The 11,874-nt window shown below is 69.8% G+C and carries 10 protein-coding genes and 2 riboswitches; of the genes, 2 read left to right on the top strand and 8 right to left on the bottom strand.

Going from position 1 to position 11,874, the window contains the following annotated elements; all coding sequences use genetic code 11:
- Position 1: 1 nt before the first annotated feature.
- From gcvT to VHD82_RS26685, 6 genes are all read right to left on the bottom strand, one after another.
- Positions 2-1,081: a glycine cleavage system aminomethyltransferase GcvT gene (gcvT, locus tag VHD82_RS26660; RefSeq protein WP_325709645.1), complete on the bottom strand. Its 1,080-nt coding sequence runs from the start codon at positions 1,079-1,081 to the stop codon at positions 2-4.
- Between the two features lies 1 nt (position 1,082).
- Complete coding sequence (gene gcvP / locus VHD82_RS26665; RefSeq protein ID WP_325709648.1) at positions 1,083-3,911, bottom strand: aminomethyl-transferring glycine dehydrogenase; 2,829 nt, start codon at positions 3,909-3,911, stop codon at positions 1,083-1,085.
- Between the two features lie 30 nt (positions 3,912-3,941).
- Positions 3,942-4,035, bottom strand: a riboswitch (glycine riboswitch).
- A 1-nt stretch (position 4,036) separates the two neighbouring features.
- Positions 4,037-4,129, bottom strand: a riboswitch (glycine riboswitch).
- Between the two features lie 257 nt (positions 4,130-4,386).
- Positions 4,387-5,151, bottom strand: coding sequence for a 3-oxoacyl-ACP reductase (locus tag VHD82_RS26670; RefSeq protein WP_325709651.1), 765 nt, complete (start codon positions 5,149-5,151; stop codon positions 4,387-4,389).
- On the bottom strand, positions 5,152-6,507 hold the full coding sequence (locus VHD82_RS26675) for an aldehyde dehydrogenase family protein (protein WP_325709654.1): 1,356 nt from the start codon (positions 6,505-6,507) through the stop codon (positions 5,152-5,154). It lies immediately after the preceding gene.
- On the bottom strand, positions 6,498-7,196 hold the full coding sequence (locus VHD82_RS26680; RefSeq protein WP_325709657.1) for a gamma-glutamyl-gamma-aminobutyrate hydrolase family protein: 699 nt from the start codon (positions 7,194-7,196) through the stop codon (positions 6,498-6,500). Before VHD82_RS26680 ends, VHD82_RS26675 begins: the two co-directional genes overlap by 10 nt.
- Positions 7,177-8,535 carry a glutamine synthetase family protein gene (locus VHD82_RS26685; RefSeq protein ID WP_325709660.1) on the bottom strand — a complete coding sequence of 453 codons (1,359 nt, stop codon included), beginning with the start codon at positions 8,533-8,535 and terminating at the stop codon, positions 7,177-7,179. Before VHD82_RS26685 ends, VHD82_RS26680 begins: the two co-directional genes overlap by 20 nt.
- 101 nt (positions 8,536-8,636) lie before the next feature.
- Between VHD82_RS26685 and VHD82_RS26690 the strand changes: the two genes are divergently transcribed.
- Positions 8,637-9,236 (top strand): helix-turn-helix domain-containing protein, encoded by a 600-nt coding sequence (locus VHD82_RS26690; RefSeq protein WP_325709664.1) that lies wholly within the window; start codon positions 8,637-8,639, stop codon positions 9,234-9,236.
- Positions 9,229-10,047, top strand: a complete 819-nt coding sequence (locus tag VHD82_RS26695) for an amidohydrolase family protein (protein ID WP_325709668.1) — start codon at positions 9,229-9,231, stop codon at positions 10,045-10,047. The genes VHD82_RS26690 and VHD82_RS26695 overlap by 8 nt, the downstream gene beginning before the upstream one ends.
- Here VHD82_RS26695 and VHD82_RS26700 read toward each other — a convergent pair.
- Entirely contained in the window at positions 10,033-11,088 is a 1,056-nt protein-coding gene (locus VHD82_RS26700) for an NAD(P)-binding domain-containing protein (protein ID WP_325709670.1), read from the bottom strand. The genes VHD82_RS26695 and VHD82_RS26700 overlap by 15 nt on opposite strands.
- A gap of 102 nt (positions 11,089-11,190) precedes the next feature.
- Positions 11,191-11,856 (bottom strand): SRPBCC family protein, encoded by a 666-nt coding sequence (locus VHD82_RS26705; RefSeq protein ID WP_325709673.1) that lies wholly within the window; start codon positions 11,854-11,856, stop codon positions 11,191-11,193.
- Between the last annotated feature and the right edge of the window lie 18 nt (positions 11,857-11,874).

Consider the following 11,874-nt stretch of genomic DNA (forward strand, 5'->3'; position numbering starts at 1 on the left):
CTCAGGAGCGTTGGTAGAAGGGCATCGTGACGACCTCGACGGGCTCGATCCGGCCCCGGACGTCCACCGACAGGTTCGTCCCCGGCTCGCTCGATTCCGTTGCCACGTAAGCCATCGCGATCGGGTAGCCGAGCGTCGGCGACAACGCGCCGCTGGTCACTTCGCCGATCTCGGTGGACCCGTCGAGCACCTTGTACCCGTGTCGCGGCGCGCGCCGGCCCTGTCCCTTGAGACCGACCAGCACCTGCGAAGACTCCTGCCGACCCTCCAGCGCGGCCTTGCCGACGAAGTCCCCCGGCTTGTCGAACTTCACGACCCGGCCCAGCCCGGCGTCGAACGGCGCCCGGTCGCTGGACAACTCGTTGCCATACAAGGGCATTCCGGCTTCCAGCCGGAGCGTGTCGCGGCAGGCGAGCCCCGCCGGAAGCAGCCCGTGCGGCTCTCCGGCGGCGGTGAGCAGCCGCCACACCTCGACCGCCTCGGGCGCGGGGACGTACAGCTCGAAGCCGTCCTCACCGGTGTACCCGGTGCGCGCGAGCAGCACGTTGTGGCCCTTCACGGTCGTAGGCACACTCGCGTAGTACTTGAGCGCGGCCAGGTCCGCGTCGGTGACCGAGGCGACGATCTCCGGCGAATTCGGGCCCTGCACGGCGATCAGCGCGGTGTCGGCCGAACGATCGGTGACCTCGACGTCGAACTCCGCGGCCCGCGACGCCAGCTCTTCGGCGACCACCGCGGCGTTTCCGGCGTTGGCCACCACCAGGTACTGCTCGTCGGCAAGGCGATACACGACCAGATCGTCTAGCACGCCACCGTCCGCGGCGCACATCATCGTGTAGCGGGCGCGGCCCGGCTTGACCGCGGACAGCTTGCCGACCAGCGCGTAGTCCAGCGCCTCGCCCGCCTGCGGGCCGGTCAGCTCGATCTCGCCCATATGCGAGAGGTCGAACAGCCCGGCCGTCTCGCGCACCGCGCGATGCTCGGCCAGCTCGCTGGAGTACCGCACCGGCATCTCCCAGCCGGCGAAGTCGGTGAACAGTGCGTTGAGTCCTTTGTGGACGCCATAGAGCGCGGTGTGCATGTCAGCTCCCGTAGGCTTCGATGGGCGGGCACGAGCAGACGAGGTTGCGGTCCCCGTGCGCCCCGTCGATGCGGCGGACCGGCGGCCAGTACTTCGCCTTCGGCACCACCCCGGCCGGGTACACGGCGAGACGGCGATCGTAGGGCAGATCCCATTCGCTGGTAAGGGTTTCCGCCGTGTGTGGCGCGTTGCGCAGCGGGCTCTGGCCGATCGGCCAGCGGCCGTCGGCCACCTCCTCGATCTCCCGGCGGATCGCGATCATCGCGTCGCAGAACCGGTCGATCTCGGCCACGTCCTCGCTCTCGGTCGGCTCCACCATCAGCGTGCCGGCCACCGGGAAGGACATCGTCGGCGCGTGGAAACCGTAGTCCACCAGGCGTTTCGCCACGTCGTCCACGGTGACCCCGGTGCGCTTGGTGAGCGCCCGCAGATCGAGGATGCACTCGTGCGCCACCAGCCCGTCGCGGCCGGTGTAGAGCACCGGGTAGTGCGGGGAAAGACGGGCGGCCACGTAGTTCGCGGCGAGCACGGCGACCTTGGTCGCGCTGGTCAGCCCCGCCGCACCCATCATCCGCACGTACGCCCACGAGATCGGCAGGATCGACGCCGAGCCGAACGGCGCGGCCGAGATCGGGCCGACCCCGCTTTCCGGGCCGGCTTCCGGCGAGAGCGGGTGGTTGGGCAGGTACGGCGCCAGGTGCGCGCGCACCGCGACCGGACCGACGCCAGGGCCGCCACCGCCGTGCGGGATGCAGAACGTCTTGTGCAGATTCAGGTGCGAGACGTCGCCGCCGAACTCGCCCGGCTTGGCCAGGCCCAGCAGCGCGTTGAGATTCGCGCCGTCCACGTACACCTGGCCGCCGCCGTCGTGCACGATCCGGGCGATCTCGCCGATCCCGTTCTCGTACACCCCGTGCGTCGACGGGTACGTGACCATGATCGCGGCCAGGGTCTCCCGGTGTTTGTCCACTTTGGCCTGTAGATCGGCCAGGTCGACGTCACCGTTGTCGTTGCAGGCGACCACGACCACGCGCATCCCCGCCAGCACCGCCGAAGCGGCGTTCGTGCCGTGCGCGGACGAGGGGATCAGGCAGACGTCGCGCTCGGGCTGCCCGTTCGCCTTGTGGTAGGCGCGGATCGCGAGCAGGCCGGCGAACTCGCCCTGGCTGCCGGCGTTCGGCTGCAGGGAAACCTTGTCGTAGCCGGTGACCTCGGCCAGCCAGGTGCACAGCTGCTCGATCAGCTCCCGGTAGCCCACGGCGTCCTCGGCCGGGGCGAACGGGTGCAGGCCGGCGAACTCGGGCCAGCTGATCGGCTCCATTTCGGCGGTCGCGTTGAGCTTCATCGTGCACGAGCCGAGCGGGATCATCCCGCGGTCCAGCGCATAGTCCATATCGGACAGCCGGCGCAGGTAGCGCAGCATCGCCGTCTCGGACCGGTGGCTCGAGAACACCTCGTGCGTCAGGTATTCGCTCTCCCTTGCCAGCCCGTTCGGCAGGGCGGCCGGGCCGGGCTCGGCGTGCGCCTCGGTGTCGAACGCCAGCAGCACCCGGCGCAGCGTGTCGATGTCGGTGACCTCGTCGCAGGCGATCCGCACGTGGTCGGCGTCCACCTCGCCGAGGTTGATGCCGAAGCGGCGCGCGTCGGCGACCACCTGCCGCGCGCGGCCGGGCACCCGGGCGAGCACGGTGTCGAAGAAGCTCTCGTGCACCACCTCGACACCGCCTTCGCGCAACGCCGCCGCCAGCCCGCTGGCCAGCCGGTGCACGCGCTCGGCGATGTCCTTCAACCCGTCCGGCCCGTGGTAGACGGCGTACATCGCGGCGAGGACCGCGGGCAGGACCTGCGCGGTGCAGATGTTGGAGGTGGCCTTCTCACGGCGGATGTGCTGCTCGCGGGTCTGCAGCGCGAGCCGGTACGCGGGGTTGCCGTCCGCGTCCACCGAGACGCCGACGAGGCGGCCGGGGAGGGAGCGTTCGAGGCCCTTGCGCACCGCGAGGTACCCGGCGTGCGGGCCGCCGTAGCCGAGCGGCACGCCGAACCGCTGCGTGGTGCCGGCGGCGATGTCGGCCCCGAACTCTCCGGGCGCGGCGATCATGGTGAGCGCCAGCAGGTCGGCCGCGACGGTGTACAGCGCGCCCGCGTCCTTGGCGACCTTGGCGATCGCCTCGTAGAAACCCTTGCCCCGCAACACTCCGGAAGCGCCCGGATACTGTACGACCACACCGAAGAACTCCTCGGGCAGTCCGGCGCCGAGATCCCGCACGTCCACCTCGACGCCGACAGCCTCGGCGCGCGTGCGCACCACGGCGATGGTCTGCGGCAGGCATTCGGCGTCCAGCACCACGCGGTTCGACTTGGCTTTCGACGCGCGGCGCATGAGCATCACGGCCTCGGCCACGGCGGTCGACTCGTCCAGCAGCGAGGCGTTCGCCAGGTCGAGACCGGTGAGGTCGGAGACCATGGTCTGGAAGTTGAGCAGCGCTTCGAGGCGCCCTTGGGAGATCTCCGGCTGGTAGGGCGTGTACGCCGTGTACCAGGCGGGGCTTTCGAGCACGTTGCGGCGGATCACCGGCGGGGTCACCGTGTCGCTGAAACCGAGGCCGATCATCTGCGTCATCGGCCGGTTCTTCGCCGCCAGCGCCCGCAACTCGGTGGTCGCCTCGTGCTCACTGGCGGGCGGCAGGAGGTCCAGCTCACGGGGGTTGCGGATGGCCGCCGGTACCGCCGCCTCGACGAGCGCGTCCAGACTGCCGTACCCGCATTCGGCCAGCATCTTCGCCTGCTCGTGCTCGGCCGGTCCGATGTGCCGGTCCGCGAACGTGTGCATGGGGAGCTCCTTCTGCGCTGGTGCGGGAACTCCCCCTCTGTCATCGGCACCTGAGAGTTTCACCGCAGTGCGCGGCTTTCACCTTGGGTGAGGCGCGGTTGTGCGCGCCTGCTTTCCAGAGTGGCCTGGCCCGAGCGGTAACTGGTACCTGAGAGATTGGCGGGGAAATTGCTCCTTCGGCGCCCCGTGCGGCACGGGGACTCTCCCGCTCCGGCTCATGTCGGCCGTATTCGGTTTTGGTGGGATCAGTCTATAGGGCGGGTGGCGCGGTGGCACGCACCACGCCAGCCCCGCCGCCGGACCACCGCACCACCCGGCACCCAGCAACCAGCAACGCGATGCGAGCCTCACCCCGCCCAGCGCACGGCCCGTTGCCCTCGCAGCGCAACCGGCACCACCACCACGCCCACGCCCCGCCACCGAACCGGGGTCACAGAGCGCGCTCTGTGCGGCCGTTGCCCTCGCAGCGCAACACCTAAAGCGGCGTCACATACGCCCCGCTGATCCCCCCGTCCACCAGGAACTGCGACGCGGTGATGAAGGACGCGTCGTCGCTGGCGAGGAAAGCCACTGCGCCGGCGATTTCCGTCGCCTCCGCGAAGCGGCCCATCGGCACGTGCACCAGGCGCCGGGCGGCGCGCTCCGGGTCCTTCGCGAACAGCTCCTGCAGCAGCGGGGTGTTCACCGGCCCCGGGCACAGCGCGTTGACGCGGATGCCCTCGCGCGCGAACTGCACGCCGAGCTCCCTGGTCATCGCCAGCACCCCGCCCTTCGACGCGGTGTACGAGATCTGCGAGGTGGCCGCACCCATCACGGCGACGAACGAAGCAGTGTTGACGATCGAGCCCTTGCCCTGGCGCTGCATATGCGGGATGGCGTATTTGCAGCACAGGTACACCGACGTCAGGTTGACCTCCTGCACCTTCTTCCAGGCGTCCAGCCCGGTGGTGAGGATCGAATCGTCCTCGGGCGGGGAAATGCCGGCGTTGTTGAAGGCCACGTCCACCGAGCCGAACCTGTCCACTGTGCTCTGGAACAGGGCCTCGACCTGGGCCTCGTTCGTCACGTCGGTGGCCACGAACTCGCCGTTCACCTCGCCGGCAGCGGCCTTGCCCGCCGCGGCGTCCACGTCGGCGACGACGACCTTCGCGCCCTCCTCGGCGAGCCGGCGGGCGGTGGCCAGGCCGATCCCGCTGCCGCCGCCGGTGATCACCGCGACCCGCCCTGCGAAGCGCTGCATTCATTCCTCCGTACTGATGAAGACGTTCTTGAGCTCGGTGAAGGCCTGCACAGCGTCCGGCCCCAGCTCACGGCCGAGACCGGACTGCTTGAACCCGCCGAACGGAGTCCAGTACCGCACCGAGGAATGCGAGTTCACCGAGAGGTTCCCGGCCTCCACCGCCCGGGACACACGCAGCGCGCGGCCCACGTCGGAAGTCCAGATGGAGCCCGAAAGCCCGTACTCGGTGTCATTGGCCAGGCGCACCGCGTCAGCCTCGTCGGTGAACGGGACCACGGCGACGACCGGACCGAAGATCTCCTCCGTGACCAACGGGTCGGCCGGTGATCCCGGGGTGACCACCGTGGGCGGGAACCAGAACCCGGGCCCCGACGGCGCGCTGCCGCGGAACGCGACCGGCGCGTCGTCCGGCAGGTACGCCGACACACGTGCCTTGTGCTGCGCGGAAATCAGCGGGCCCATCTCGGTGCCCTCCGCCGCCGGATCCCCGACCCGGACCCCCTGCACCGCAGGCTCGAGCAGCTCCATGAACCTGTCGTACACCGACGCCTGCACGAGGATCCGCGAACGCGCGCAACAGTCCTGGCCCGCGTTGTCGAACACGCCGTACGGCGCGGTCGCGGCGGCTTTCTCCAGGTCCGCGTCGGCGAAAACGATGTTCGCGCTCTTGCCGCCCAGCTCCAGGGTGACCCGCTTCACCTGCTCCGCGCAGCCCGCCATGATCTGCTTGCCGACCGCGGTGGACCCGGTGAACACCACCTTCCGCACCGCGGGATGCGTCACGAACCGTTGCCCCACAACGCTTCCCTTGCCCGGCAGCACCTGGAACACGTCCTCGGGCAGCCCGGCTTCCCTGGCCAGCTCCGCCAACCGCAAGGCAGTGAGCGGAGTCAGCTCGGCAGGCTTCAGCACCACCGTGTTCCCCGCCGCGAGCGCGGGCACGAAACCCCAGCCGGCGATCGGCATCGGGAAGTTCCACGGCACGATCACACCCACCACCCCGAGCGGCTCGTGGAACGTGACGTTCACCCCGCCCGGGACCGGGATCTGTTGGCCCAGCAGACGTTCCGGCGCGCCGGCGTAGTAGTCCAGCAGGTCACGGACGTTACCGGCCTCCCAGCGCGCGTTGCCGATCGTGTGGCCGGAGTTGGCCACCTCCAGCGCGGCGAGGTGCTCGATGTCCGTGTCGACCGCCGAGGCGAACCGGCGCAGCAGCCTGGCCCGATCCCCTGGCGCGACGCTTTTCCAGCCCGGCAAGGCTTTGTGCGCACGTTCGATCGCCGCGTCGGTCTCCGCGGGCGACGTCAGCTCCAGCGTCCGGACGACCTCTTCGGTCGCCGGGTTGATCACGTCCATGTGGCCTCCACCAGCGCCGCGAACAGTCTTACGTCGTCGGTGTCCTGCTCCGGGTGCCACTGCACGCCGAGCACGAACCGCTCCCCTGCCAGCTCGACCGCCTCGACGGTGCCGTCCGCGGCCCAGCCGACGGCGCGCAACCCGGCACCCAGCCGGGCCACCGACTGGTGGTGGTAGCACTGCGCTTTTGCTTCGCTGCCAAGGATTTCCGCCGCGCGTCCGGCGAGCGTCACGCGGTTGTGCCCGTAGACGGCGCGCGCCGGCTGGTGCTCCGCGTGCCCGACCGTCTCGGGTAGATGCTGGGTCAGCGTGCCGCCGAGCGCGACGTTCAGCACCTGCATACCGCGGCAGACCCCGAGCACCGGCATACTCCGGCGCAACGCCTCGCGCGCCAGGGCGAACTCGAACCCGTCCCGCTCCGGCCTGCTGACCGTCTTTTCGTGCGCTGCCGCGCCATAGCGCGCCGCATCGACATCCGCGCCGCCGGTGAGCACGAGCGCGTCCACCGCGGACAGCGCTGAAACGTCCTCACCCACCGACGGCAGCAGCACCGGCACCCCGCCCGCCCGCACCACACTGTCCACATAGGACATCGGCAGCAACGCGGCAGGCGTGTCCCACACACCCCAGCGGGCCTGCTCCACGTAGGTGGAGAGGCCGATGAGCGGCCTAGAGCCGTTCGAAACCACGAATACGCTCCCAATCCGTTACGGCAGCGTCGAAAGCGGCGAGCTCGACGCGGGCGGCGTTGAGATAGTGCTCGATGACCTCGGCACCGAACGCCGCCTTCGCCATCTTACTTTCCGCGAGCAGGGCAGCGGCATCCCTCAATGTGCTGGGAACGGTCGGCTTTTCGGAACCGTAGGCATTGCCGTGGAACTCCGGCTCCAGCGGCAGCTCGTGCTCGATCCCATGCAGCCCGGCGGCGACCAGCGCGGCCACCGCGAGGTACGGGTTCACATCCCCGCCCGGCACCCGGTTCTCCACCCGGAGCGACTGCCCGTGCCCGACGACCCGCAGTGCGCAGGTGCGGTTGTCGGTGCCCCAGGCGACCGCGGTCGGCGCGAAGCTGCCGGGCATGAAACGCTTGTAGGAGTTGATGTTCGGCGCGAGGAAGTAAGTCAGCTCACGCAGGCAGGCCAGCTGCCCGGCCAGGAAGTGATCCATCAGCCTGGAGTGCCCGTGCCCGTCCGCGAGCACCGGTTCGCCGCTCGCCGAGCGCAGGCTGATGTGGATATGACAGGAGTTTCCCTCGCGCTCGTTGTACTTCGCCATGAACGTCAGGCTCTTGCCCAGCTGCGCGGCGATCTCCTTCGACCCGGTCTTGTAGATCACGTGATTGTCGCAAGTGGACAGCGCGTCGGTGTAGCGGAACGCGATCTCGTGCTGGCCGGGGTTGCACTCACCCTTGGCCGATTCGACGTACATCCCGGCGCCGCCCATTTCGTTGCGGATACGGCGAAGCAGCGGTTCGAGCCGGGCGGTGCCGAGCATCGAGTAGTCCACATTGTACTGATTGGCCGGGCGCAGATCGTGGTACGCGCGCTGCCACGCCTGTTCGTAGGTGTCCTCGAAGACGATGAACTCCAGCTCGGTGCCGACGAACGCGGCCAGCCCGCGCTCGGCGAGCCGGTCCAGCTGCCGTCGCAGGATCTGCCGCGGCGAAGCAGGCACGTCACCGCCCTGCACCCATTCGACGTCGGCGAGCACCAGCGCAGTGCCCTCCTGCCACGGGACACGGCGCAACGTGGACAGGTCGGGGCGCAGCACGAAATCCCCGTAACCGCGCTCCCAGGAGGACATCTCGTAGCCGTCGACGGTGTTCATGTCCACGTCCACGGCGAGCAGGTAGTTGCACGCCTCGGTGGCCTGCGGGACGACCTCGTTGAGGAAGTATTCGACGGCGCATCGCTTGCCCTGCAAGCGACCCTGCATATCGGTCATCGCCACGAGCACCGTGTCGATCTCGCGGGTTCCGGCGAGCGCGCGCAGCTCGCCGATGGTGAGCATGCCCCGGGCACTGTTCATCCGCACACCTTTCCCCGCACCGCACACCCCGTCAATGGGCCACTATCAGGCCATTGAATCCGCCCTGTCAAGCCGACAAATTAGAGGCTAGTCTCCAATACATGGGCCGGCCGCCGAGACACACCGTGGACGACCTGTTGGACGCTGCCGTCCGGCTGTTCGCCGAAGGCGGGGTGCGGGCGGTGACGATGTCCGCCGTCGCGCGCGAGGCCGGGGCACCGAGCGGGTCGGTCTACCACCGTTTTCCCGACCGGCCCGCGCTTCTGGCGGCGTTGTGGCTGCGCACGGTGGAGCGGTTCCACGCCGAATACCTGGCGATACTTGAAAACGGCACGGCGGCGGAAGCCGCGATCGCCTCCACCGCGCACGTCGTGCGCTGGTGCCGGGCCCACCCCGGCGAGGCGCACGTGCTCAACGCGGGCCGGCGCGCCTTCGACGACCAGGCGTGGTCCCCCGAGCAGCGCGTCGCCGCGAAGCAGACGGACCAGAACCTGGAAACGGCGTGGCGCCGCCTGGTGCGCGAGCTGCGGCCGATGACCGGACAGGGCACCGACGACCTGCTGCTCGTCTTGATCGACCTGCCCTATGCCGCGGTGCGGCGCCACCTGGAGCGAGGCGAGCTCCCGTCGTCGCGCACCGTGGAGGCCGTCGCCCGCGCGGCCAGGACCCTGCTCACCGCCGAAGGAGCCATCGATGGCTGACGAGATCATCGACGTCTGGATGCAGCAGCCCAACCAGCGCTTCATGGCACAGCCGTGGCTGGAAACGCTCGTGCGCTGGACGAACCTGGAACGCGCCGCGCCCAGCACCGCCGCGACACTGGGCGCGATGGACGACGGCGGCGTACGCGTCGGGCTCCTGTCGGCGTGGCAGGGGCCGAACGGAGTCCTGGTCTCCAACGACGAAGTGGCCGAGCTGGTGGCGAAACACCCGGACCGGTTCGCCGGCGTCGCCTCCGTGGACCTGACCGACCCGATCGGCGCGGTGCGCGAAATCCGGCGCTGCGTACGGGATCTCGGGTTCGTCGGAGTGCGCGTGGTGCCCTGGCTGTGGAACCTGCCGCCGAACGACCGCCGCTACTACCCGGTCTACGTGGCTTGCGTGGAGGAGGATGTCCCCTTCTGCACCCAGATCGGGCACACCGGGCCGCTCTGTCCCTCCGAGCCGGGCCGCCCGATCCCGTACCTCGACGAGGTGCTGCTGGACTTCCCGCAGCTGGTCGTCGTGGGCGGGCACGTGGGTTATCCGTGGATCCCGGAGGTGCTTTCGCTCGCGACGAAGTACCCGAACTTCTATGTGGACACCTCGGCCTACGCGGTGCACCGGCTGCCGCCTGAGCTGGTCGAATTCATGCGCGGGCGCGGGCGCGGCCGCGTGCTGTTCGGCAGCAACTACCCGATGGTCACGCCCGCGCGATGCCTGAAACGCCTGCCGGATCTGGGGCTCGGCGCCGAGGCCAAAGAGCTGTTTCTCGGCGGAAACGCGCGGCGCGTGTTCTCACTGCCTGTCTAGCAACTGGCGGATCTCGTGCACCGCGGAGCGCCCGGCGCGGTTCGCGCCGACGGTGCTCGCCGAAGGCCCGTATCCGGCGAGGTGCAGGCGTGGCTCGTCGACCACGCGGGTGCCGTCCATCCGGATGCCGCCGCCGCGCGTGCGCAGGCGCAGCGGCGCGAGGTGGTCGAGCGCGGCGCGGAATCCGGTGGCCCACAGGATGACGTCCGCGCGCTGTTCGGTGCCGTCCGCCCAGACCACGCCGTCCGGCACGATCCGCTCGAACATCGGCTTGCGGTCGAGGATTCCCCGCTCGCGGGCGCGGCGCAGCTCCGGCGTCAGCACCAAACCGGTCACGCTCACGACGCTTTCCGGCGGGAGCCCGGCACGCACCCGGCGATCCACCTTCGCGACCGACTCGCGACCGTGATCCGGTGTGAAGTCACCTTCGAAGAACTCCGGCGGACGGCGCGTGACCCACGTGGTGCCGCTCGCGACCTCGGCGATCTCGACCAGCAGCTGGGTGCCGGACGCACCCCCGCCGACGACGATCACGTGCTTGCCGCGGAACTCCTCGGCGCTCTGGAATTCCGCCGTGTGCAGCTGCCGGCCACGGAAGGTCTCCTGGCCCGGGTAGTGCGGCCAGAACGGCCTGTCCCAGGTGCCGGTCGCATTGATCACCGCACGCGCGGCCCACTCGTCGAGAGTGCTCGCGACGAGGAGCCGGTCACCTTCGCGCGAGACCGACTGGACCTCCACGGGCCGGTGCACGGGCAGGTCAAAGGTCCGCTCGAACCGGCCGAAGTACTCGGAGACCACCGCGGACGCGGGTTTTTCCAGGTCGGGCTGCCCGAACGCGAGACCTGGCAGGTCGTAGATGCCGTGCACCTTGCCAAGGCGCAGTGAGGGCCAGCGATACTGCCATGCGCCGCCGGGGCGTTTGCCGTGGTCGAGCACGACGAAGCCGGTTTCGTTGCGGAACCCGGCTCGGCGCAGGTGGTATGCGGCGGAAAGGCCGGCCTGGCCCGCGCCGATCACGACCACGTCCGTTTCGGTGTGCACGGTGAGTGCAACGTTTTCGGGGCGATGGGTCTTCCTGCGGTGCGGGGTGTGGGGGGCTCGCCGTCGCGTTGCCGGGTGGCGGATGGCTGGGTGGTGGGCCTGCTACTTCCGGCGAATGGCCCTGATGATCGCCAGGATCACCAAGAGCCCCGCGACACCGGCGATGACCGGGCCCAGACGCTTGGCCACCGAGCTGCCCGCGTAGTCGAAGAGGTCGATCGCTTCGGCTTCCTTCGGGGCGGGCTTGACCGACTCCAGCTTCGGCTTCGGCTCACCCGCCGGAGCCTCCGGCTGCTGCGCGGCGGCCGCCGGCTCGGGCTCCTCGCCCGCGCCGAGCTTTTCGGCCAGGTTCTGCGCGAACTGGTCCAGGATCTTGCCGCCCACCTCGGAGATCATCCCTCGGCCGAACTGCGCCGGGCGGCCCGTGACGTTCAGATCCGTCTCGACCTTGCCCTTGGTACCGCTGCCGTCCTCGACGAGCGTCACCGTGACGGTGGCGGCCGCGGTGCCCGCGCCGCGCGAATCCTTGCCGGAGGCCTTGATGACGATCTTCCGCGCGCTCTCGTCCTTCTCCAGGAACTCGCCGGAACCCTTGTACAGCAAGGAGATCGGCCCGAGCTTGACCTTCACGTTGCCGGTGAAGCTGTCACCCTCGACCTTCGTCAGCGTGGCGCCCGGCATACAGGGCGCGACACTTTCCGGGTCGGTGACCGCCCGCCACACCTGGGCGGGCGGCGCCGGAACGGTGAACTCGTGGTCAAGCCGCACGGCTCGACTCCCTTCGTT

Source organism: Amycolatopsis sp. (assembly GCF_035546795.1).
Taxonomy (GTDB): Bacteria; Actinomycetota; Actinomycetes; order Mycobacteriales; family Pseudonocardiaceae; genus Amycolatopsis_E.